The sequence below is a fragment of the Algoriphagus kandeliae genome (assembly GCF_004571135.1).
GTDB lineage: Bacteria > Bacteroidota > Bacteroidia > Cytophagales > Cyclobacteriaceae > Algoriphagus > Algoriphagus kandeliae.
Genome location: NZ_SPSB01000001.1, coordinates 605,405 through 627,355, shown reverse-complemented (window position 1 = coordinate 627,355; position 21,951 = coordinate 605,405). Strand labels below are relative to the sequence as shown.

23 protein-coding genes are annotated in these 21,951 nt (G+C 39.0%); 10 read left to right on the top strand and 13 right to left on the bottom strand.

The annotated features are described in order from the left end of the window. A complete protein-coding gene (locus E4S40_RS02640) occupies positions 1-1,185 on the top strand; it encodes an MFS transporter (RefSeq protein ID WP_135070446.1) in 1,185 nt (394 codons plus the stop codon). Positions 1,186-1,207: 22 nt separating this feature from the next. On the opposite strand, the gene E4S40_RS02635 is transcribed toward E4S40_RS02640, so the two are convergent. The 5 genes from E4S40_RS02635 to E4S40_RS02615 all read right to left on the bottom strand — a co-directional run bounded on the left by E4S40_RS02635 (position 1,208) and on the right by E4S40_RS02615 (position 6,469). After that, positions 1,208-2,560, bottom strand: coding sequence for a M24 family metallopeptidase (locus tag E4S40_RS02635; protein WP_135071533.1), 1,353 nt, complete (start codon positions 2,558-2,560; stop codon positions 1,208-1,210). Positions 2,561-2,622: 62 nt separating this feature from the next. Further along, a complete protein-coding gene (locus E4S40_RS02630; RefSeq protein WP_135070443.1) occupies positions 2,623-3,966 on the bottom strand; it encodes an MATE family efflux transporter in 1,344 nt (447 codons plus the stop codon). Then, complete coding sequence (locus tag E4S40_RS02625; protein WP_135070440.1) at positions 3,967-4,506, bottom strand: NUDIX domain-containing protein; 540 nt, start codon at positions 4,504-4,506, stop codon at positions 3,967-3,969. A gap of 55 nt (positions 4,507-4,561) precedes the next feature. After that, positions 4,562-5,056, bottom strand: coding sequence for an Lrp/AsnC family transcriptional regulator (locus E4S40_RS02620; RefSeq protein ID WP_135070437.1), 495 nt, complete (start codon positions 5,054-5,056; stop codon positions 4,562-4,564). A gap of 198 nt (positions 5,057-5,254) precedes the next feature. Next, entirely contained in the window at positions 5,255-6,469 is a 1,215-nt protein-coding gene (locus tag E4S40_RS02615) for a tetratricopeptide repeat protein (RefSeq protein WP_202615321.1), read from the bottom strand. A gap of 59 nt (positions 6,470-6,528) precedes the next feature. Between E4S40_RS02615 and E4S40_RS02610 the strand changes: the two genes are divergently transcribed. Then, entirely contained in the window at positions 6,529-7,176 is a 648-nt protein-coding gene (locus tag E4S40_RS02610; protein ID WP_135070434.1) for a sulfate ABC transporter permease, read from the top strand. Here the strand turns inward: E4S40_RS02610 and E4S40_RS02605 are convergent. Together E4S40_RS02605 and E4S40_RS02600 are read right to left on the bottom strand one after the other, a co-directional pair. Further along, positions 7,167-7,310: a DUF2256 domain-containing protein gene (locus tag E4S40_RS02605; RefSeq protein WP_135070431.1), complete on the bottom strand. Its 144-nt coding sequence runs from the start codon at positions 7,308-7,310 to the stop codon at positions 7,167-7,169. The two genes, E4S40_RS02610 and E4S40_RS02605, sit on opposite strands and share 10 nt — an antisense overlap. A 1-nt stretch (position 7,311) precedes the next feature. Then, complete coding sequence (locus E4S40_RS02600) at positions 7,312-8,757, bottom strand: cryptochrome/deoxyribodipyrimidine photo-lyase family protein (protein WP_317129206.1); 1,446 nt, start codon at positions 8,755-8,757, stop codon at positions 7,312-7,314. A 63-nt stretch (positions 8,758-8,820) separates the two neighbouring features. On the opposite strand from E4S40_RS02600, the gene E4S40_RS02595 reads away from it, so the two are divergent. Next, positions 8,821-9,105 (top strand): TIGR03643 family protein, encoded by a 285-nt coding sequence (locus E4S40_RS02595; RefSeq protein WP_135070428.1) that lies wholly within the window; start codon positions 8,821-8,823, stop codon positions 9,103-9,105. A 28-nt stretch (positions 9,106-9,133) separates the two neighbouring features. Here E4S40_RS02595 and E4S40_RS02590 read toward each other — a convergent pair whose 3' ends face one another. The 4 genes from E4S40_RS02590 to E4S40_RS02575 all read right to left on the bottom strand — a co-directional run bounded on the left by E4S40_RS02590 (position 9,134) and on the right by E4S40_RS02575 (position 11,475). After that, positions 9,134-9,469: a rhodanese-like domain-containing protein gene (locus tag E4S40_RS02590; protein ID WP_135070425.1), complete on the bottom strand. Its 336-nt coding sequence runs from the start codon at positions 9,467-9,469 to the stop codon at positions 9,134-9,136. 79 nt (positions 9,470-9,548) lie between these two features. Continuing rightward, on the bottom strand, positions 9,549-9,803 hold the full coding sequence (locus tag E4S40_RS02585) for a hypothetical protein (protein WP_135070422.1): 255 nt from the start codon (positions 9,801-9,803) through the stop codon (positions 9,549-9,551). Further along, positions 9,782-10,657 (bottom strand): sterol desaturase family protein, encoded by an 876-nt coding sequence (locus E4S40_RS02580; protein WP_135071526.1) that lies wholly within the window; start codon positions 10,655-10,657, stop codon positions 9,782-9,784. The genes E4S40_RS02585 and E4S40_RS02580 overlap by 22 nt, the downstream gene beginning before the upstream one ends. A gap of 8 nt (positions 10,658-10,665) precedes the next feature. After that, positions 10,666-11,475, bottom strand: a complete 810-nt coding sequence (locus E4S40_RS02575; RefSeq protein WP_135070419.1) for a sulfite exporter TauE/SafE family protein — start codon at positions 11,473-11,475, stop codon at positions 10,666-10,668. A gap of 306 nt (positions 11,476-11,781) precedes the next feature. Between E4S40_RS02575 and E4S40_RS02570 the strand changes: the two genes are divergently transcribed. Then, complete coding sequence (locus E4S40_RS02570) at positions 11,782-12,582, top strand: universal stress protein (RefSeq protein ID WP_135070416.1); 801 nt, start codon at positions 11,782-11,784, stop codon at positions 12,580-12,582. A gap of 1 nt (position 12,583) precedes the next feature. Here the strand turns inward: E4S40_RS02570 and E4S40_RS02565 are convergent, their stop codons facing one another. After that, on the bottom strand, positions 12,584-13,240 hold the full coding sequence (locus tag E4S40_RS02565; protein WP_135070413.1) for a Crp/Fnr family transcriptional regulator: 657 nt from the start codon (positions 13,238-13,240) through the stop codon (positions 12,584-12,586). 256 nt (positions 13,241-13,496) lie between these two features. On the opposite strand from E4S40_RS02565, the gene E4S40_RS02560 reads away from it, so the two are divergent. The 6 genes from E4S40_RS02560 to E4S40_RS02535 all read left to right on the top strand — a co-directional run bounded on the left by E4S40_RS02560 (position 13,497) and on the right by E4S40_RS02535 (position 20,942). Then, the gene (locus E4S40_RS02560; protein WP_135070410.1) at positions 13,497-14,756 is read left to right on the top strand and encodes an NAD(P)/FAD-dependent oxidoreductase; all 1,260 of its coding nucleotides are present in this window, start codon (positions 13,497-13,499) and stop codon (positions 14,754-14,756) included. Positions 14,757-14,860: 104 nt separating this feature from the next. Further along, complete coding sequence (locus tag E4S40_RS02555; protein ID WP_135070407.1) at positions 14,861-15,484, top strand: hypothetical protein; 624 nt, start codon at positions 14,861-14,863, stop codon at positions 15,482-15,484. Between the two features lie 89 nt (positions 15,485-15,573). Further along, positions 15,574-15,798 (top strand): FeoA family protein, encoded by a 225-nt coding sequence (locus E4S40_RS02550; protein ID WP_135070404.1) that lies wholly within the window; start codon positions 15,574-15,576, stop codon positions 15,796-15,798. A gap of 3 nt (positions 15,799-15,801) precedes the next feature. After that, complete coding sequence (feoB, locus tag E4S40_RS02545; RefSeq protein ID WP_135070401.1) at positions 15,802-17,937, top strand: ferrous iron transport protein B; 2,136 nt, start codon at positions 15,802-15,804, stop codon at positions 17,935-17,937. A 166-nt stretch (positions 17,938-18,103) separates the two neighbouring features. Next, on the top strand, positions 18,104-19,579 hold the full coding sequence (locus E4S40_RS02540; protein ID WP_135070398.1) for a lipopolysaccharide biosynthesis protein: 1,476 nt from the start codon (positions 18,104-18,106) through the stop codon (positions 19,577-19,579). A gap of 442 nt (positions 19,580-20,021) precedes the next feature. After that, positions 20,022-20,942, top strand: a complete 921-nt coding sequence (locus E4S40_RS02535) for a universal stress protein (RefSeq protein ID WP_135070395.1) — start codon at positions 20,022-20,024, stop codon at positions 20,940-20,942. Here E4S40_RS02535 and ypfJ read toward each other — a convergent pair. Then, on the bottom strand, positions 20,939-21,835 hold the full coding sequence (gene ypfJ, locus E4S40_RS02530) for a KPN_02809 family neutral zinc metallopeptidase (protein ID WP_135070392.1): 897 nt from the start codon (positions 21,833-21,835) through the stop codon (positions 20,939-20,941). The two genes, E4S40_RS02535 and ypfJ, sit on opposite strands and share 4 nt — an antisense overlap. Positions 21,836-21,951: the final 116 nt, after the last annotated feature.

Here is a 21,951-nt window from a genome sequence, read left to right as displayed (position 1 = left end):
ATGATGCAAAAGTCCTTTTTTCCAAGTTTTTTCACGTTGGATTTTTTCTTGCTCTGTCTGAGCTCTTTCTTGTTTTTCTCTTCTTTCAATATGATCATTCCAGAGCTCCCCTCCTATTTATCATCTCTGGGCGGGGAAGATTACAAGGGTCTAATCATTTCACTTTTTACGTTATCAGCCGGACTCTCCAGGCCTTTTTCAGGAAAATTGGCGGACAAAATTGGTAGAATCCCTGTGATGATTTTCGGAGCGACTGTCTGCTTCATCTCCGGTTTGTTATATCCGATTTTGAGTTTTGTAGGAGGATTCCTCTTTTTAAGATTTATTCATGGATTTTCGACTGGATTTACCCCAACAGGCACTTCTGCTTATGTAGCTGATATTGTTCCTTTTTATAGTCGTGGAGAGGCTATGGGAATTCAATCCTTGTTTGGTTCTTTAGGGATGGCAGCTGGTCCAGCAATCGGAGGTTGGATTGCTACCTTTTGGCCCATCGAATACCTTTTTTATGCATCAGCTTTTACGGCTATATTTTCCATTTTAATTCTAATCCGATTAAAAGAAACTGTCTCAGAACCTGAGCGATTCAGTTTTCGACATTTCCGACTTAAAAAGGATGAAATCATTGAAAAACGGGTTCTTTTGCCTTCCCTCATCCTATTTTTCTCTGTCTTTTCATTCGGAGCAGTTTTGACAATTATTCCAGATTTTAGTGAACATTTAGGGATAGAAAACAAAGGCTTATTCTTTGCAATTTTTACTCTTTCCTCACTTGGAATTAGACTAGTGGCGGGTAGAGCTTCAGATCGATATGGTCGAGTTCCTGTTTTGAGAATGGCTTCTACCATGATGATCTTAGCCATGCTCACAATCGCCATGGCAGACAGCAAATGGATGCTATTTGTTGCTGGAATCTTGTTCGGGTCAGCAGTAGGAATGAATAGCCCTACTACCGCAGCTTGGGTAATTGATCTTTCTTTGGATGCTTATCGAGGAAGGGCATTAGCTACCATGTATATCTTTTTAGAAGCTGGAATAGGTTTAGGAGCTATTTTTTCAGGTCTTATTTATGGAAACAACGATAGCAATTTTCCTTGGGTATTCATTTTCTGTGCATCGATGGCGGGCCTCTCCTTATTGATGTTGCTTTTCACAAATTCATCAAAGTATAAAACAGTTAAATAAAAAAGAGGCTTTCGCCTCTTTATCAATTTCCCAAATAACTGGAAGTTCTTGGTATTGCTAAGATCTTCTTTTGTCTTCCATTATAGTAAGTGACTTTTTCTCCATCAAAAAAGGCTCCTTCCTCAAGCATAATCCGAACGTCTTTTTTCCATTCTTCCACATAGACTACTGCATTTAATTCAATGGCATAACCTGTATTAGGGAAAAGCTTATGATCTCCTGCACCTGGAGTATTACCTTGATTATCCCACATTCCTATCGTAGGCCCTGCCGAGTGACCATAAAAGCCGAGCGGGTGGGTGTAAATGCTGCCTCTGATCCCTTCCATCTCCATTTGTGCACGTGCAGCACGAAGAATCTCATTCCCAGTTTTGCCAGTAACATAACTTTCTGTCAAAATATCTTGAAGTCTATTCCCCACTTCAAAAGCCTTCTGTAAATAAGAAGGCACTTCTGTTTCACCAGCTTTCAAGACATAAGCTAATTCCTGAGTGTCGGTATTAAGTCTCAAATAGGTGATTCCAAAATCAATATGAAGCAAATCACCGGGCATGATTGTCATTTCCGTAGGTCTGGAAGAAAAGGACCGAGAAGCCTCATTTGAACCTGGATCAGGACGCTGAATATCTACTGTTGGATGAAACCAAGTATCCAATTTCATGGATTTGATTTTATCCCGATACCACCAAACCACATCTTCTGTAGTCGTTTTACCAGGAGTAATCACTCGCTCAGAAAGCCCTTCTTGAATAATATAATGTGCCAATTCCTGGATGTGCCGATACGTTGCCATTTCTGATGAGGTACGGGTTTCCAACCATCGAACCGCTAAAGTTTGGGCGGAAACTACCCGATCTTTCATCTCATTGGGTAAGTAATCCATAAAGAATTCATATTCGGTATGGGTTAGTCCATCTGCATGTCCAAAATCTTTCGCGATATTCAAACCAATTTTCTTGGGGTTTTTAGCGGAAATCAAATCCATCAAAGCTTTCCACTGATCTGGCTGTGATTCAGGATCCCAAGCTCTTTTAAAAGCTTTTCCAACATCATATCTCGCAATGGCAAAAGTTTCTACTTCTGAATTCGGCTGAGGTTGATACATGACTAAAATCGTCCTTCTTCGTGCCGCCATCCATGTAGCTGGCAAAAGTGTTCGAATGACAGGGTCTTCGTTATACTCTCGAGAAATAACCACCCACATATCGATCCCGGTTTCTGTCATCAAGCTTGGAAGAACCGTTTCAATCCGTTCATCCAACCAGCTGTCAATCAATTCAGCTTGGGCTTTCATCGGCAATACAGCCGGTTCCTGCGAATAACAAAGTGAAATGGAAAAGAAAACAGTGGCAAAAAGCAAAAATGAGTGCTTCATCATCGGAATTCAGTTATGAAATAAGTTTTTGATTTTCTATCCTGAAAAATAGAAAAAACATTTTAGACCTTGCCCTGTTGAATGGCTTTTTGGCTCAATTTGTAAAATCTATAGAAAAGTAAAATTGCAGTTAGACTAAGCCCAATCAACAATCCATACCAAATTCCTCGCTCACGCATCCCCAGTTCAAAAGCCAATAAATAGCCTAAAGGAAGCCCGATGATCCAATATGCCACAAAGGTCAACCAAGTAGGAAATCGCACATCCTCCATTCCTCTTAAAACACCCAATCCGACTACCTGAACTCCATCTGAAAGTTGAAACATCCCGGCTATTACCAAGAGAACTGCTGAGGTGGCAATTACATCCGGATCATCAATATAGAGTGTAGGTAAAAAGTTTTTCAGACTTATGAATAGGATTGCTGAAGTACTCATAATAATCAATACCATCCCAAAAACCATCATACCTGCCTCACGCATGGTTTTGAAATCATTTCTTCCGATTTGATTACTAACCCGTACCATACCAGCAGTACCCAAACCGGCTGCCATCATGTAACTAATTGAAGCTAAATTAATCGCAATCTGATGGCTAGCTAAAGCAGTAACGCCAATCCAACCCATCATAATAGCCGCAGAACCAAAGGCACTGACCTCGAAAATAAACTGAAATCCAGTTGGTACTCCAATCTTTAAAATCCTGGTAACCATCGGGAAACTGATGTTGTTAAATCCCAATTTCAACTGAAATCCTTGATAACGTTTGGAACCTAATACATAGACTGCCATTAAAATCGCCATCAAAATTCGGGAAATAAGTGTAGCCCAACCAGCCCCCATCAATCCCAAAGCTGGAAATCCCAACTTCCCAAAAATTAAAACCCAATTCAAAAAGACATTGACCAAATTGGAAAATATCGTGACATACATGGCCTGTCTCGTTTGACTCAGGCCTTCTGCAAACTGCTTAAAAGCCTGAAAAATCATAAAAGGCAAAAGCGAAGCACTGATTACAAACAAATAAGGAATCGCTGCTGAAACTACATCCTCGGGCTGGTCCAAGGCAGAAAGTCCAGAGGAAAGTCCCAAGACTATAAAAGTCAAAATTAAGGCAGTAAAAATGTTTATCCAGAGACCATGACGCAGAAGTTGACCAATTCGATTGGATTTTCCTTTCCCTTCTGCAATAGAGACTAAGGGAGTAATTCCCATTGAAACTCCCATTCCAAACATCATCAACACGAAAAATATAGAATTGGCCAAGGAAGCTGCAGCCAAAGGCAAGGCTCCAAGTTGCCCCACCATCATGCTATCGGCTACCCCTACCATGACTTGACCCAACTGACTTAATATCACTGGATAAGCCAAATGAAATGTAATCGAAAAATGCTCTTTAATTTTCATTTAAAAACCCAAAATTTTCGCAGCTTTTAAAATTCCAGCAATACTAATTCCATCAGTAATTTTGCCCTCCATAACCCAATCTAAGGCTTCCTGAAAATGGACTCGTTTAATTTGTAGGACCTCTGTTTCTTCAAACTCAGGTTCTTCCTGCACCAAATCCTCCGCCAAAAAGACAAATCCCTCCTCATCCGTAACCGAATTGGAAGTATGGATTCTCATAATTTCAGTCCATTTTTTTGCGATCAGCCCAGTCTCTTCTTTAAGTTCCCGCTGAGCGCTTTGCAGAATATTCTTTCCGATTGGACCTCCTCCCATAGGAATTTCCCAAGAATACTCCTCTAAGGTATATCGATACTGCCCGACTAACCAAGTGTGCTGTTCAGCATCCACTGGGATGATTCCCAAAGCTTTGTTCTTAAAATGAACTTTTCCATAAATTCCGGGATTTCCGGCAGGATTTAAAATATCATGCTCCTCCAATCTAATCCAGGGATTTTCATATTTCTGATTGATTTTCAGAGTCTTCCAAGGGTTTTCCATAAGCATAAAAAAAGGGTGACTTTCGCCACCCCTTCAATTTTTGTGTTTAATTCTATTAAACGGGAATAGGCAATACTTTTGAATCCTTAAAGGTAGAAAGAATGACCATGGATTGCATGGAATCAACCTCTTTGATTTCGGATACCTTCTCCAGCATTAGCTTTTGGTAAGCGGTAATATCTTTAGCGATGATTTTTAGGATAAAATCCCCTGTACCTGTGATATGATGACATTCGATTACCTCTGGAATACCATTAATTTCCTTCATGAAGGCATCGATGTTTGCTTTGTTGTGTCCAATCAGACTGACTAATACAAAAGTACTTACACCCAATCCTATTTTTTCAGGATCAAGCTTTGCATGGTAACTTTTGATGATTCCTGACTGCTCCAATTTCTTTACGCGCTCTAGGGTTGGCGCTGGAGAAAGTCCGATATCCTTGGACAATTGGGCGTTGGTTATTTTGGCATTGGCCTGTAGAATCTCAAGGATTTTTCGGTCAATTTTGTCAAACTTGATTCGGATGTTATTATCTACGTTCTCTTGCATATACAAAATATAATATGGTGCAAATGTACAATATTTAATGAAAGTTTTAAAAGGGTTAAAACTTTTTTAGAGGGCAAAAATCGAAATTTTATTCAATTTTCAGTCGATTTTGGCAAAGAAATAATTCGAAACTTTCAGTCTTTTTGGAAATTTTCAAATTATCTCTTGTCGCAAAAGTAAAAAACGTAAACTTTTGAGTTAAAGTTTATTCTTTTTGATAAAATCTCTTGCAGCCTGATGAGCGGGGTGTTTTCGCTTTGCGTACTTCTTGACTTTCTTGAAATATTCTTTGGCGAGCTTATTTTGGTTTTCTTCCAATGCGATTTGCCCTAACTGAACCAAAGCATGAAGATAGTAGCCACTCTCTTGAGATTCGGACTCTTCTCCGTAAGAAACAGTCTTCAAATAGTAATACTTGGCTTTTTCCCGATTTCCAATTTTTTCTTCAAACTGCCCCAAATAAAAGGCAGCATGTCTACCACTGTTTGATTCATACCCTACCCAACCTTCATCTATCCGCTTGAGAATTTCTTCTGACTCTTCTACTGCTTCCATCCAGCGACCAACAGTATACAAATGCCTTGCATAAGAACGGTGGAAATAGGGATTATTGGGAAATTTTTCATGCAGATAGGAAGAAATGCGAAGAGCCTCATAGGGTTTCTTTTCCTCAGAAGCATACAGCCTGAATAAAAAATACATGGCTTCAATACGGGTATAAAAAGCATTGCTGGCAACCTGTTCCAGCTGCTGCAAACCCAAGACTTTATCTCCTTTTGGAAATAAAGCCAAGACTGGTTTAAGCAAAGGATAATTCTCTGGAATCCATTCTGCGAAATAATTGAACAAGGCATCACCTAAGAGCAATTCAGGATTGAATTCTTCCTCACCACGACTTAGCTCCATGTATTTCAAAGCATTTTTCCCTGCCCAAGCTGCTTTTGTCCAGCTTTTTCTTTCAGCTAGCAATCTTCCTTTAAACCCATATCCAGCTGCCAAAAAGAATGCTGCCTCTTTATTCGTTGGGTCCTGATCGTAAAGCCGTTCAGCCTTTTCATTTGCGCGATCTAGGTAGTTCAGGAAAATATCATCGTACTTTTCATTGGTGACATCCACTTCAATTCTCCACCAGTAAGCCAAAGCCATTAAAAACTCTGGAAGTGGGTGCTCCGGATATTGATAGGCAATTACTCGAAAATCTCGCTCAGCAGTTTCAAAATCAAAATTGTACATGCTATTGATGGACTTGGTAATCCTATACTGAAGTCCTCTGTCCAACAATAAATAAGGAGAAACTTTAGTCTCAATCAGACTATCCACCGGTGGCGATTGGGCAAAAGCTACCCTACCCTCACCTAAATGAGCTAATCCAAAAAGGACAAGCCAAAGAAAAACCTGAATCTTTCCCCTCATGCCTGCAAAATTACCCCTAAAACTGATAAATATGCTATATTTCCGCATTCCTTAATCCTATGGCACCAACACTAAGCCCTTTATCCAAACGAATCCAAGAGCTTCTTGATTTTGATAAACGACTTTATTTTTTACTCTTGGTCCTATTATTCATTTTAGTTCGCTTTCTTACCAACACACTGATTGTCGAAGCAATTCCAGATTCACAAAATTTAAAGAATACAGGTGCTTTTACTTTTTTCTACATCTTCAATACGCTTGAATATATCTGGACACCTTTCGCTCTCCTTTGGAAATTTACTGTGGTCTCATTTTTAATTTGGTTAGGAGCCTTTGCTCTGGGATATAAAGTTCCTTACAAAGAGCTCTGGAAATTTGCTTTGGTTGCAGAAATCATATTCCTAATTCCGGAATTACTTCGGTTTTTGATTTATTTAAATCCAAGTAGCTCTGTCACCTATTTGGAAATACAGGAAAATAGGCCCTTATCACTATTAAGCTTTATTGGGTATGACCAGGTGGAAGAAAGGTTCAGATACCCATTTGGAAGTATCAATTTCTTTGAACTCCTGTATGGGGCAGTTTGGGTTTTAGGTTTTCATACCATCAGTAGAAGAAGTATAAAGGAATCCATTTGGGTGATTTTGCTTTCCTATTTTCTTCCTCTACTGATTTGGATATCCTGGTACGCGATGGTTTATCGGTGAGATTTCTTCGCCTCACCAGAGCACCTCTTTGAACAATATTTGACCTGATCCCAATTTTTCTCCCATTTCTTTCTCCAAGAAAAAGGCCTATTACAAACTGGACAGATTTTTTGAGGTAAAAATTGTTTTTTCATATCAAGCCCATCGATTTGGTAAGGTGTGTTTTCTTAAAATTCGCTCTGCCTCAATTTTGACTTGAGGAAGCTTTTGCGCTCCCCAGACACGATCTCTTGCCTCTTTCGCTGCTTTCTCCAAATCCACAATCGGAAATGGATAATCTTTACCTAATTGAAAACCCAAACTTTGCATTTCCAAAGGCGGAATTTTCCAAGGCTCATGAATTAAATTTGCTGGCAATTTTCCCAGTTCAGGAACCCACTTTTTAATAAAAATCCCTTCCGGGTCATGATCTTGTGATTGCTTCACAGGATTATAAATTCGAACGGTATTAATGCCCGTCACACCAGCTTGCATCTGAATCTGAGGATAATGGATCCCCGGCTCAAAATCCAAAAATACCCTTGCCAAATGGTCTGCACCATATTTCCAATTTTGATTCAAATGATGGGTTAAAAATGAAACCAACATTGCTCGCATCCGAAAATTGAGATAACCAGTTTGGATCAAACATCGCATACAGGCATCAACCAAAGGAATTCCTGTTTGGCCTTGTTCCCAAGCATGGATCAACCTAAAATCAGCTGCTTGCTCATTTCCTAAAAAGCCCCGATTAATTGGCTCATATTCCATACGACATTCCATTTCGAATTTTTGAATGAAATGACAATGCCATCTCAATCGCGATTGAAAATTGGTGAAGTTTCGGATGTTTTTACCTTCTTTCTTTTTGATTTCAGAAGCTTGAAATACTTGCCTGATTGATAAACATCCCCAGGCTAAATAAGGGGAAAGCCTACTGCATCCTGTTCGACTCAATTCAGGTTTACTGATATGTCGATTATAGTTCTTTACTCGATCATCTAAAAAACTTCTAAGGTAGCGCCATCCCATTCGCTCCCCTCCTTTTTGCATTTTTGGATTAGAGGATTTCCAAGAATCGGGAATAGGTATTTGTTGAATTCCTGAAAGAAAATCTTTCGATAAGGAGAAAAATTGAACTTTATTCAAATCCACTTCGCGAATAGGAGCCTTTGCATAAGCGAACCAACCCTCTCTCCAACCCTTCCGGTTTTTTCTACCCCTTTGAACTCCCTGTTGGGAATATTCAAACCAATCAATATTTCTTTCCTTTAGAAATTTGGAAACCATTTTATCTCTTTCAAAAGTGATTCCTATCCCAGTTTCCAAATGAGAATAAACAGCCTGAATCTGAAAATCTTCAGCTATTTTTTTTAAAATTTCTATAACCTCCGCATAAAAAATTTCTACAGAAGCCTGATAAAGAAGCAGTTGATTATTTAAATCTTCTAGACTTTCCCATACAAATCGCCAATGCCTTTCATCACTTTGGGGAGCTGAAATGAGGGAGGGTTCAAACACATAAAAAATTAAAACAGGATAACCGGCCTTAGCTGCATGCCACAAAGGAGGATGATCATGGAGACGTAGGTCTCTTTTCAACCAAACAATTGAAATTTTTTGCACAGACATAAAACCACTCGGCTGAAAGATGGTTTTCAGTACATGAAGAAAATATCTATGATTTCAGAGGAAGATATAGATCGCGTCATCGAAATGGCTTGGGAAGACCGGACGCCATTTGAAGCCATCGAAAATCAGTTTGGGTTAAATGAATCAGAGGTGATTTCATTGATGCGAAAACACATGAAAGCAAGTAGTTTCCGAATGTGGAGAGCTCGAGTGCAAGGAAGAGCGACCAAACACTCCAAAAAATCTGAGGGAATTTCTTCCCGATTTAAATGCAGCCGACAACGTTCAATCAGCGATAACAAAATATCAAAACGATAAAAAAAAGCGGGCCTCAACCCGCTTTTTTTTATACCACTTCAAATGGCCAGCTCATGATTCCGCGAGCCATATTTTTTAAATTAGTGAAACCCATATCCGCCATAATTTCACAGGCCTGTCCACTACGGTTTCCACTTCGACAATACACCAAATAAGTTTTATCCTTTGGAAGGTTTTTAATTTGGTCTACGAAGTTTCGAGACATGATATCGATGTTTCTTGCTCCTCGAAGTTTACCTGAGGAAAACTCACCTGGAGTACGTACATCTAGAATTACGGTGTCTTTTTGAAGCATCAAATCGTGGAATTCTCCCACAGAGATGTCTTCATAATTTTTAGGTTTTGATTTAAAGAAGTCAAACATGGTTGTAAATTTCAATTTTAAGAACTGCTACAAAATTACCTTATACTAGTAGGCCCTTGCAGTAATTAAAATCACATAGTCAGGCTTTCGCAAATTTTTTCCGTAGAGTGATAACGCTCAAACGAGCCAAAAGCACCCAAGGAAACCCATGTAAAATCAAATCTCCCCAATCAATCAATTTCATTCCAACTGCTCCTCCCATCACCCAGCGTACTTTTCCGAAGAAGTGGGGTTCTGGAAAAAAAGGCATTAAACCCAAGGTCATTGTTAGAATAATGACCGTTCCCCAGTTGTTTAAAGGGTTTGGCTGTTTTATTTCTTCTTTCGTAGCCATGGATAAGTGATTTGAGACCAGAAGGTCTTTGGAAACTCTTCAATTTTTTCGAAGCCTAGAGGTTCGTCTCTGCCTTCATTCGGTATGTATGCGGTTCCAAATAAATAATCCCATAAACTCAAAGAGATCCCAAAATTCACACCATGGCTACCTTCTGGAAGGTGTTTGGCATGGTGCCACAAATGCATGATGGGATTATTCAAGATGTATTTAAAAGGTCCATAAGAAATCTTCACATTGGCGTGATTCAAATGGCCAATGGCAATAGTGAATATGTGCAAAATGAAGAAATCATCTAGACCAAAGCCAATCATTGCAAGTGGGATGTATTGAATGGATTTATATACTATTGTCTCCATCCAATGATATCGTAGGTGGGCCGCAAAACCCATTTGCTCCACTGAATGGTGCACTTTATGGAATTCCCACAACCAAGGCACATGATGCAATAGTCTATGGGTGTTCCATTGGATAAAGTCGGCTACCAAAAACATCAATAAAAACTGAGCCCAAGTTGGCCAAGTCGCCACCTCAATGGCTACAAGATTAGTAACGCCAAATAGACCCAAGAAATCATTAAAAGCCTCAACCACCACATTACTCAAAGAATTGTAAACGATGAGTGAGAAGAGGAAGAAGTTGAAAAACATGTAAAAGGCATCCAGCCAAAAATCCTTTCGGAAAATTGGCTGGTTTTTGCGCCATGGGAAAACTATTTCTAGAAGCCAAACCACCAGGGAAAGGCCAACTAACCAATAGAAGTAATTGTGCCAGGATGGATAGAGAATTTCGCTTTTTAAATAATTCCAATATCCGTAATACCCGTCAAGAAAAATTTTGAAATACTTTTCCAACATTCCTATTATAAGCTCAGTAATTCTTTACCAATGATATAAATTCCCATCACCAAGACAAACCATCCAAAGCCTTTCTTCAAGACTTTGTCGTTGATCTTTTTGGATAGGGTGCTACCAATAAAGATCCCGACTACAGATAGTCCGGTAAATATCAACAGCATTTTCCAATCAATGGTTTGGTTACCTAAGTCTCCCAAGAATCCAATCAAGGATTTGGCAGCAATGATTAACAAAGAAGTACCAACAGCAAGTTTCATAGGAAGCCTAGCCAATAGAACTAATGCGGGGATAATCAAGAATCCACCACCTGCACCGACTATACCGGTGATAACTCCTACAACAGATCCTTCTAAGGCAATCATCGGAATGTTAAATTTTACTTCGCTTTCTACTTCTTCACTGCCATCTTTCTTCTTTCCTTTAATCATGGAATAAGACGCTGCTAGCATGATGATCGCAAAGAAAACCATGATTCCCACATTCTTGGTAATCTCCATTTCCCCAACAGAAAACAAAGGATCAGGTAGCCAAGGCACTAGGAATTTTCTGGTTAAGAAAACGGCAATAAAGGATGGAATTGCAAAAACAACTGCTGTTTTATAATCCACCAATCCTTGTCGCATGTAGTTTCCGGCCCCTACCAAAGAGGTAGTACCTACAACAAATAGCGAATAGGCTGTAGCCAAAACCGGATCGATATGAAGAATGTATACCAGTACAGGCACAGTCAAAATCGATCCACCGCCTCCAATAAGTCCTAGACTTACTCCAATAAGAATAGCGGCTAAATATCCCAAAACAATAATAATGTCCATAGATTTCGAGTTTTCAATTTAAGAACAAAAGTAAGGCTAGCCATCGATGGGCAGCAGTAACAAAAGTTACATTACCCTTCGCCACTACTTTTAGAAATTTCGAATCAACTGGAGCGTCAACAGAAATACACTTTTATTCCGTAGCACGCTTATTTACCGATAGAGATCCGGACCAACTAGTCAAATATTCACTTTAAAAATCTGAATAAAACAAGGCCTAAGGATTAGGGAATATCTCATTCTCAGTTGATTTTTCTCATGTTTATCGAAAGCTTTCATTCTTATATTGAAAAAAATTAGACGAAGATGAAGATTCTGATTCCATTGGATTTTTCCGAAAACTCAAAAAAGGCGCTTGAATTTGCATTAGGTATTTTTCAGGATAGCGAAAACACCTTCATTCTATGCCATGTAGTTGAAATGGTGTATGATTTTGCATCCCAGGCAGCGATTGCTATTGAAGGGTTGCATGCGAGTGCACGAAAACATATGGGAGAACTTATCCTCGAATATAATTCTCCAAATGCAGAATTTCATGCTGAAATTTTGGAGGGAACTCCTTCTATTCAACTTGCGAAACTGGCTGAGGAAAAAGGAGTTGATTTAATCATCATGGGAACACATGGAATCAGTGGAATAAAAAAAGTATTGGTTGGCTCCACGGCTGTCAATGTCTTAAAAGAGTCCTCCATTCCAGTTCTGTTAGTTCCTGAAGAAGCAAACACTTCGAATACCAGAAAAATCAGTTTGGCTTTGGAATTAGCAGATCATGAAGAGGAATTAATAGAAAAAGTAGCAAACTGGTCAAAAGTCTGGAATATGGACATACAAATCATCCATGTGATCAAGGAACAGAATTTTGTAGAAAAATTAGCGCTTTTAGGTTTAGAAAAGTACCTAGATAATCGGTTAGGATATATTCCAACCATACATTCTCGAAGCGACCATGATGTCACGCACGGAATTCAGGAATATGTAAATAGCCACACCGATAGCATGCTTACGATGTGTCATTCTCAAAAAAACCTTTGGGATCAACTGCTTCGAAAAGGCACTTCTATTGAAATGGCATACAAGGCTAAAACACCTCTTTTGGTTATGATCTAGCTTATTTACTGATCAATTCTTCAAAATCATCGCGAATGTAAATCACATTTCGACCTAATTCGATCCATTTTTTCTTTTCCAACTGCTTTAACAGTCGGGAAATCACTTCTCTCGACGTCCCCAGTTCATTAGCTATCTCCTGATGGGTTGTATTTAGTTCATTAGTCTTGTGCTGCTTCATTTTGGTTACTATGTAGCCCATCAAACGCTCATCCATTCGTTTGAATGCCACGGCATCCAATGCAATCAACATTTCATGAAAACGACTTTGATACGTTTCAGATACAAAATCCTTCCATTGTTTGAACTCATCGGTTAACTGCTCATGAAGTGCAACTGGAATCCCAATTATGGTAGTCGGTTCTTCCACTACAGCTTTTATTTCACTTGGTCTAGCTGCCGAACAACAAGTCAAGGATAAAGCGCATGTTTCACCAGCATCCAAATAATAAAGGAATAACTCCTTCCCATCCTCATCCATTCGCATGACTTTAATAGATCCCTCCAGTACAATAGGAACCATTTTGACAAATTTTCCAGGTTCCATCAATACTTTTCCGGGCTCCAATTTCATGACTTGCCCCTTTTCTATTAAAGTCTCAAGAAGTCGAGGGTCTGTAAATTCCGGAAGGAAGGTTTTAAGTTCTTCAGCTGTCATTTTTAAAATTTTGGTTTTCCAATTTTTTGGGTTAGGATTCAAAAAGATACTTCGTCGACAAAAATATAATTCTAGACTAAAATTAAGGCATTTTTTGTAATGTGACTTATATCACACAACAACTAATCTCCCCATAATCAGTCAATTCTTAGAATAATTTCAAAATGAAAAACCACAAGTCATGGGAAAAGGTGACGATTGTCACTAAATTAAGTGTTGGATATTTATACCTTTTATCTGTCAAAATAACCTTGCTATGAAACATTATCAGATTGTAATTATCGGTGGAGGTACCGCCGGAATCACAGTGGCAGCCCAGCTTAAACTAAAAGATAAAAATCTTCAGATTGCCATTATCGAACCGTCAGAAAAGCACTATTACCAACCTGCTTGGACTTTGGTAGGTGCCGGAACCTACGATTTTGAGGACACTGAGCGAAATGAAGCTGATTATATTCCTAAAGGAGTAGATTGGATTAAAGACAAGGCAACAGGAGTAAATCCTCATACAAATACGGTCAGTACAGCTGCTTCAGGAGACGTAACCTATGACTATTTGGTGGTAGCTCCCGGATTAGTGATGGCACCTGAATTAATTCCAGGACTAAAAGAGGCAATGGACAAAGGAGTCGTTTGCTCCAATTACACCGATCCGAAACATACTTGGGAAGTATTAAAAAACTTTAAAGGAGGAAATGCCATTTTCACACAGCCTACTACCCCTATTAAATGCGGTGGAGCCCCTCAAAAAATCATGTACCTTGCTGAAGACTATCTCAGAAAACATGGAATTCGTGATAAAGCTAATGTGGCTTTTTATACTCCTGGAACAATCATTTTTGGGGTTCCCGATTTTGCAAAAACTCTAAATAAAATCATTCATGACCGAAACATTCTTTTCAAGCCTTTCATGGCTCCAGTAAAAATTGACGCAAAAAAGCAAGAAATCTATTTCAAGTACATTAAGCCGGATGAAGAATACGCTATTCCAAGTGACAATCCGGTTGGTGAAGAATTAACCGATACTAAGGAAATCAAAGTTCATTTTGATCTACTGCATTTAGCTCCCCCACAGGCTGCTCCAAAATTTATTCAGGACTCCGATATTTCTATTCAGGAAGGTCCAGGTAAAGGTTGGGTGGATGTGGATATTCATTCACTACAGCATAAGCGATTTTCAAATATTTTCGCTTTAGGTGACGTGGCACATTTGCCTACAGCAAAAACAGGTGCAGCAATTCGAAAACAAGCGCCAGTGGTAGTAGAAAACCTTCTTAAACTGATGAAAACCCATGAAGTTGGACAGGCATCTTACTCTGGTTATTCCTCTTGTCCTTTGGTAACGCGATATGGAAAAATGGTCTTGGCTGAATTTAAGTACGATAATGTACGGGATTCGGATCCAATGATTTCCAAATTTGTGGATACCTCCAAAGAACAATACAGCATGTGGCTGCTTAAAAAATACGGTTTGCCATTTATGTATTGGAACCTGATGCTGAGAGGCAAGGCTTAATGCAAGTAGAAAAGAGAACAAAACCCGGAAAATTCCGGGTTTTGTTTTTATAACCAAATTCGAAAAAACGAGTTTAATCTTTTGTAAATCAATCTATTTTGACTGTGAAGAAGATTTTTCTTACCTCTGCCCTTTTTCTTTTTTTGGCATTAATCCCCATGGCATGCAATGATTTCTGCGGCAATCCTTGTGGGTGTGGGCCTGTCTTTGAAGTAAGCGATTTTCGAGTTCAATCATTTGAAACTATTTCACTAACAGTTGAAGGTCAACAAGTCAGTCCAACTACCAGCTTACCATATAACTTTATCACCAAGTCCTTCCGAATCAAGGAAATTGTCACTTTATCAGAGCGAAACACCGGTACTTCTTCCTTTTTTGGAATGGCTCTAGCTTGCTCTCCCCCATCTCCTCAGTCTCAAGAAAAAATGATTGGGATTCAGATTATCAATTCCAGAGAAGCAGAGCTTGGCGACGGTGAAATTCTAAAAGTAGGTCAGGATTTGACTTCATATTTTGAGATGAATAGTTTTTTCAGTGAACAAACTAAACCAATTCCTGAATTTTTCAACACACCTGTTCCTCTCTTTATGGAAGATTTATTCAAGCTCATTTGGACCAAGGATCCTGAAAAGGAAGTCCAATTAGAATTTAGTATCAGGATTTTGATGGAAAACGGGTTAGATTTTAATCTTTCCAATGAAATTTTGAGCATTCGTTCCCAATCCTGATTTAAATCACCAAATTTCTTTTGAATTTTTACTTAGATTCATTCCAAATAACTTATTTTTGCAGCAATAAGAAGAAAGCCTGATTCTTCATGACAGCTGACCAACTATCCATTTTAGACACCGCAACGATCGAAAAACTCCAAGAATCGCCTTTGAAGGTTAATTTGATGGAATTGGGTTTTCTTCCGGGAAAGAAAATCACCTTAAAGCATATCGCACCCGCCAATGGTCCGATGGCTTTTAGACTTGACGAGACCCTCCTTGCACTTAGAAAAGAAGAAGCTGCTGTCATTCAAGTCAAACTCATTCAATAATTCATGGCTGTAACCCTCTCTTCTCCCTTGACCAAGACCTTGAAAATCGCCCTCATTGGCAATCCTAATGTTGGAAAAACCACGATATTCAATCAGCTGACAGGCTTAAATCAAAAGATCGGGAATTATCCTGGTGTTACAGTGGATAAGAAAAAGGGTGTGATGACCTATCAGGGGAATTCCTATGAAATTATTGACCTACCAGGAACTTATTCCCTCTATCCAAATTCTGAGGACGAAGTCATAGTCCATCGAGTTCTGAATCAATTTAGTGAATTAGAAAAGCCGGATTTTGTCTTGATGGTCATTGATTCAGTTCAGCTTTCAAGGGGCTTATTTTTGGCTACTCAACTCATCGATCTGGGATTAAACCTAGCGATAGTTCTTAATATGTCCGACTTGGCTGAAAAGAGCCATCTAGAAATAAAAACCTTCGAATTATTTAAGAAAATTGGTGTTCCAATACTTCGAACTGATGCTAGACATCAAAAAGGAATTGATCAGATTCGGGAATTAATTCACCAACAAAACTTTTCTAATCCCGGTCCATTCATCGAAGCAAAGGAGTTTTTGGATACAAATGAACTTGTCGATGTTCGAGAATTTTTCGACCTAGATAATGATTACAGAGCTTATCAATTGCTCCGATTTGGATTGAAAGACAAAGGACTTGCTGAAGAAAAGATAGCCTGGATTTCAAAAAAGCTTGAGTCCGTAAAAACTGATTTAGAAGCAGCTCAACTTGAGGAGACGAAAATTCGATACCGAAAAATAAGTTCTGTGATTCAGGAGGTTCTTGTCAAAAAAGAAACCGTTGAACCCGAAGAGTCAAAATTAGATAAAGTCCTTCTTCATCCATTTTGGGGTTACCTTATTTTTGGAGGGATTTTATTGATGATTTTTCAGGCAATTTTTGCTTGGGCATCTGTGCCTATGGATTTGATCGATGGCTTTTTCGCTGAACTCAGCTCTTGGTTGATTGAAACCTTACCTCAAGGACCAATAGCCGACTTATTAGCGGAAGGGGTCATTCCTGGAATTGGCGGGGTGGTAATTTTCATTCCTCAAATTGCCCTACTATTTGGTTTCTTGGCTATTCTGGAAGATACTGGCTACATGTCCAGAGTTGTTTTTTTGATGGATCGTTGGATGAGGCCATTTGGACTACATGGAAAAAGTATTGTGCCTCTTGTATCAGGTGTAGCCTGTGCTATACCAGGAGTCATGGCCGCTAGAAATATTGGAAACTGGAAAGAAAAAATGATTACCATCATGGTAACTCCTTTGATGAGTTGCTCAGCTCGATTGCCAGTATACATTATTTTAATCGGTTTAGTTGTTCCAAACGATCATATTCTAGGATTCATCAATTTACAGGCATTAGCTCTATTAGGGCTTTATCTATTAGGAGTTTTGGGTGTATTGGCGACTGCTTATGGCCTGAAAACCATCCTAAAAACAGATGAAAAATCATTTTTGATGGTAGAGCTACCTACCTATCGTACTCCACGTTGGAAGGACGTTTTGTTAACCATGTACAACAAGTCCCTGACTTTCGTGACAGCAGCAGGAAAAGTCATATTGGCCATTTCCATCATACTTTGGATTTTAGGGTCTTATGGACCTCCTACTACCATGGAATCTATCCGGGCTGATAGGGATGCTAAAATCGCAGTAGCTGAAAATCCAGAACAAGTAGAAGAAATTGAAAGAGAAGCATCCTCTGCTTTATTGGAAAATTCCTTCATCGGTATCATGGGAAGAGCTATTGAGCCTGTAATTCGACCTTTGGGTTATGATTGGAAAATCGGAATTGCATTGATTGCTTCATTTGCAGCTCGAGAAGTTTTTGTTTCCACCATGGCTACTATTTATAGTATTGGAGGAGATCCAGAAGATGATGCAACAATTCGGGAAACCTTAGACAGTCAAATTAATCCAGTTACCGGAAATAAAGTATTCAATAAAGCCACAGCTTTCTCTTTGATGGTTTTCTATGTCTTTGCCATGCAATGCATGAGTACCTTAGCTGTGGTGTATAGAGAAACAAAAGGTTGGAAATGGCCAATAATTCAAACTGTCTATATGACTACGCTGGCCTATTTAGCAGCATTTATTACCTACCAAATCTTCTCCTAATATGTGGCAAGAAATCATTATCGCACTGACAGGAATTGGAGCTTTAGCCTACCTTTGGAAGCATTTTTTTGGAAAGCCTAGCAAAAAACAAGGTTGTGAAAAATGCACTGGCTATTGAATAAGCTCAAATCATAAGCTTTTCCTGATTTTTTGATATTTTCAGCCCATGGGCAAAGTAGCCAATCAAAGCTTTCAAACTGCAATTTTTTCTTATATAGGAGTAGTCATTGGCTATGTCAACGTCCTCTGGCTTTATCCATATGCCCTAGAAGCCGCCCAATTAGGAACATTTCGTACCATTCAGGATTTAGCACTGTTAATCGTTCCTTTTGCTCAATTGGGTTTAGGACATGGAATTACACGGTATTTCCCAAAGCTTGAAAAAGGACAAACGGCATTCCTAAGCTTCAGTTTATTGATTGCTCTTGTGGGATTTTTGATCGTAGCTTGTCTATTCTGGGTTTTTCAAGATCAAATAATTGCCCTTTTTGCTTCTAACTCACCGGAAGTAATTCAATATCTCTGGATCGTTTTATTCATCACCTTTTTAGCTTTAGCAAATTCACTATTGGATGCCTATAGCCGATCCTACTTAAAAGTTTCTATTCCAACTTTTTTCCGGGAAGTATTACTCCGCCTATTGACAGGAATTTGGATTTTATGCTTTCTGGCAAAATGGATTAGTTTCGATCAAATGATGTATGGACTAATCGCTGTCTATGCCATCCCATTACTTGGAATGATTCTGTATTTAGCATGGCTGAAAGTCCTAAACGTAGATTTATCCTGGGATCAATTCCCTACAGGTTTCCGTGGGGATTTTATCCAATTCAGTCTAATCACATTTTTGGCAACTGCGGCATCTACGCTTATCATGAAAATTGACTCCATCATGGTCAGTTCCATGATAAGTTTGGAAGCAAATGCAATATATACGATTGCTTTTAGCATGGCTTTGGTAATCGAGATGCCTCGAAGAGCTATTTCACAAGTAATTATGCCTGTGATTGCTCAGCATTTTTCTGAAAATAAAACTTCAGAAATCAACCAACTTTACAAGCAGGTCTCTCATAGGCAATTATATCTCTGTCTTCTGATTTTCCTTGGGATTTGGATTAACATTGATTCCATTTATTACCTGATTCCCAATCGAAGCATTTATGAAAGTGGCAAATGGGTAGTCTTTTGGATTGGATTGGGAAAGGTGATTGATGCTGGATTTTCAGCAAACTCTGAAATTCTGGTATTTTCAAAATACTACAAATTCAACCTTACTGCGACTGTCATCATGAGTGGGATGATTATCGTATTGAATTACCTATTAATTCCGATTTATGGAATAGAGGGAGCAGCAATTGCTTCTGCCTTGGTTATGCTCGCATTTAACTTAACCAAATTCCTCTATTTAAAAGTAAAATTGGGTTTCTCTCCTTTTGGTTTGGAAAGCCTCAAAATCATTTCTCTAGGAATTCTAGCAATATTTTTTGCAAGTTTTATCCCCGAATTCGCAAACCCAATCTTGAATTTACTGATCAAGAGTAGTTTGATTATTCTGGTTTATTTTCTTGCTGCCAAGATGGGATTTTCTGGAAAAGAGGAGCTGGATTGGCTATCCAAAAAATTAAAAAAGCCTGGACCTTAGAGTGTTACAAACCTCCATATAGACAAGATTTGAGCTGCCTTTAATCCGCAAACTTCCACTGTTATCCTGCCCTAAGGACGAGGTCCCGATCCCGATAATTATCGGGACGGGATGAGGCCTGTTTTTGGAAAGGGCTTCACTCGGTATTGTATTTAATTGTGAAGTTTGAACATGTCAGCGATCCAGGCTTTGGGCAAATATACGGATAATCCGGGCTAGGGTTAAAATCCAGTTTCCAAAAATCAAATTAAATTGCAAGGTCAAACTTTTCTAAAGAATCAGACTTCAATTATTCATGGCATTTATTTGGTAAATGGGAGTATTCTGTAGACTTATTCTGAATAATCATTTAAAATATTGGATTTTTCGATATTTTATTTCAAAATTTATCAAAGCTCTTTCAATAAGAACTTAACTTTGTATCCTAAAATTTTGGAAACCCATGTACTTGATTAAAAAAATGATTGTTTGTCTTGACCAAAGCCCATTGGACAAGACCTTGATTGAGTTCGCCAAATTCGTTTCACAGGTGAATCATACCAAAAAGATTTTTTTTGTGAATGTGATCAAGAACCTTTCCGTTCCTAAAGAGGTATTGGAGGAGTTTCCAAATCTGATTGAAAACATGGTTTCTGAACGGCAAAATGCCATGAAAAAATCAGTACATGAGGTCTTTGGAAATCAAAAGGATATATCGCTCAATTACGTTGTCAAGGAAGGAAATCTTTCCAAAAAGATATTGAAGCTAGCGGAAGAAAAATCCGTGGACATGATTATAATTGGTAGAAAGACCAATTTACCGGGAACAGGCGTAGCTGCTCTTCGCCTAGCAAGAAGAGCCAGCTGTTCTTTATTGATTGTTCCTGAAGACTCCGTTCCAAAAGTGAAAAAAATCTTGGTTCCTTCAGATTTCTCTGAATATTCCAGGGATGCTATGGAAGAAGCGATCATGATAGCGGATCGTCACGGCAAGGCAGAAATTGTCTGCCAAAACGTATACAATGTTCCTTCAGGTTATCATTTTACAGGTAAAACCTACGAGGAATTCACTCAAATCATGCAAATGCATGCTGAGATTAATTACAAGAAATTCATCCGTAAAATCGATACCAAAGGAATCAAAATCACACCTATTTACACCAAGGATGACGACGATGATCCCGTTCAAGAAATAATTTCCAAAGCCATGGAAATCGAAGCAGATGGGATCATTATTGGCGCCAAAGGAAGAACAGCTGCTACGGCTTTATTTATTGGAAGTATGGCAGAACGGCTGATTCAATACAATGACAGCCTTCCACTCCTTGTAACTCGGCCTAAGGGGAAAAATGCCGGCATCTTGGATTATATCCTTGAAATCTAAAGTCTTTCGGCAGAAAAGGTATCCCCTTGGCTTAAATCTCCTGAATCAAATCCTTTTTTAAACCAGCGCATCCGCTGAGCGGAAGTGCCGTGAGTAAAGGAATCAGGAACCACCCTACCGGTAGCTTGCTTTTGGAGTCGATCATCTCCGATTGCATTAGCTGCGTTGAGAGCTTCTTCCAAATCCCCTTGCTCCATCATTCCGCTGATTTTTTGGGAATGATGTGCCCAAACACCCGCTAAGAAATCAGCTTGAAGTTCAAGACGAACAGAATATTGATTGTATTCTGTATCAGAGATCTGACCACGAAGCGATTGCACTTCATCGGTAATCCCCATGATATTTTGTATATGATGTCCTACCTCGTGAGCTATGACATAGGCTTGGGCAAAATCTCCAGGAGCATTCAGCCTTTGCTCCATTTCCTCAAAAAAACTTAAATCAATATATAGTTTCTCATCTGCAGGGCAGTAAAAAGGACCTGTTGCGGCACTAGCGTTCCCGCAAGCGGAAGAAACTGCTCCCGTGAAAAGCACTAAGGTAGGCTCTCGATAATTTTCAATTAATTGACTCCAAATCAATTCGGTATCTGCCAAAATCACGGAGCTAAATTCTGCTAAGCGATCTTCCTCTGCCGTAGGCGTGTAATTTGCTTCGGTGGTAAATCCTTGACCTCCTCCACCCAGAATATTTCCCAAAAAACTCAAGGGATTCGTTCCTGTGAGAAAGGAAAATGCTAAGAGAATTCCAACAATTACCAATCCGGTTTTGGAGAATAAAAACTTGAGAAGTGTACCGATAAGTAGAGGATTCATCCCTCCACCTCCTCCATTCCCACCTTGACCTCTTCGATCTTCTACATTATTACTTTTCCTTCTACCTTGCCACTTCATAATGACTTCTGTTTGAAAAATGAATAACTAATTACCTGTAAATCAAAATCTACTTTCTCGATTAGTTAAAAATAGCCAAATTAGGGTCAATCATTTACAAAAACCCAAAATTAAAT

Coding starts and splice junctions, on each gene's coding strand:
- E4S40_RS02640 (WP_135070446.1), top strand. CDS start 1: ATGATGCAAAAGTCCTTTTTTCCAAGTTTTTTCACGTTGGATTTTTTC.
- E4S40_RS02635 (WP_135071533.1), bottom strand. CDS start 2,560: ATGAAGCACTCATTTTTGCTTTTTGCCACTGTTTTCTTTTCCATTTCA.
- E4S40_RS02630 (WP_135070443.1), bottom strand. CDS start 3,966: ATGAAAATTAAAGAGCATTTTTCGATTACATTTCATTTGGCTTATCCA.
- E4S40_RS02625 (WP_135070440.1), bottom strand. CDS start 4,506: ATGGAAAACCCTTGGAAGACTCTGAAAATCAATCAGAAATATGAAAAT.
- E4S40_RS02620 (WP_135070437.1), bottom strand. CDS start 5,056: ATGCAAGAGAACGTAGATAATAACATCCGAATCAAGTTTGACAAAATT.
- E4S40_RS02615 (WP_202615321.1), bottom strand. CDS start 6,469: ATGAGGGGAAAGATTCAGGTTTTTCTTTGGCTTGTCCTTTTTGGATTA.
- E4S40_RS02610 (WP_135070434.1), top strand. CDS start 6,529: ATGGCACCAACACTAAGCCCTTTATCCAAACGAATCCAAGAGCTTCTT.
- E4S40_RS02605 (WP_135070431.1), bottom strand. CDS start 7,310: ATGAAAAAACAATTTTTACCTCAAAAAATCTGTCCAGTTTGTAATAGG.
- E4S40_RS02595 (WP_135070428.1), top strand. CDS start 8,821: ATGAAGAAAATATCTATGATTTCAGAGGAAGATATAGATCGCGTCATC.
- E4S40_RS02590 (WP_135070425.1), bottom strand. CDS start 9,469: ATGTTTGACTTCTTTAAATCAAAACCTAAAAATTATGAAGACATCTCT.
- E4S40_RS02585 (WP_135070422.1), bottom strand. CDS start 9,803: ATGGCTACGAAAGAAGAAATAAAACAGCCAAACCCTTTAAACAACTGG.
- E4S40_RS02575 (WP_135070419.1), bottom strand. CDS start 11,475: ATGGACATTATTATTGTTTTGGGATATTTAGCCGCTATTCTTATTGGA.
- E4S40_RS02570 (WP_135070416.1), top strand. CDS start 11,782: ATGAAGATTCTGATTCCATTGGATTTTTCCGAAAACTCAAAAAAGGCG.
- E4S40_RS02565 (WP_135070413.1), bottom strand. CDS start 13,240: ATGACAGCTGAAGAACTTAAAACCTTCCTTCCGGAATTTACAGACCCT.
- E4S40_RS02560 (WP_135070410.1), top strand. CDS start 13,497: ATGAAACATTATCAGATTGTAATTATCGGTGGAGGTACCGCCGGAATC.
- E4S40_RS02550 (WP_135070404.1), top strand. CDS start 15,574: ATGACAGCTGACCAACTATCCATTTTAGACACCGCAACGATCGAAAAA.
- feoB (WP_135070401.1), top strand. CDS start 15,802: ATGGCTGTAACCCTCTCTTCTCCCTTGACCAAGACCTTGAAAATCGCC.
- E4S40_RS02540 (WP_135070398.1), top strand. CDS start 18,104: ATGGGCAAAGTAGCCAATCAAAGCTTTCAAACTGCAATTTTTTCTTAT.
- E4S40_RS02535 (WP_135070395.1), top strand. CDS start 20,022: ATGTACTTGATTAAAAAAATGATTGTTTGTCTTGACCAAAGCCCATTG.
- ypfJ (WP_135070392.1), bottom strand. CDS start 21,835: ATGAAGTGGCAAGGTAGAAGGAAAAGTAATAATGTAGAAGATCGAAGA.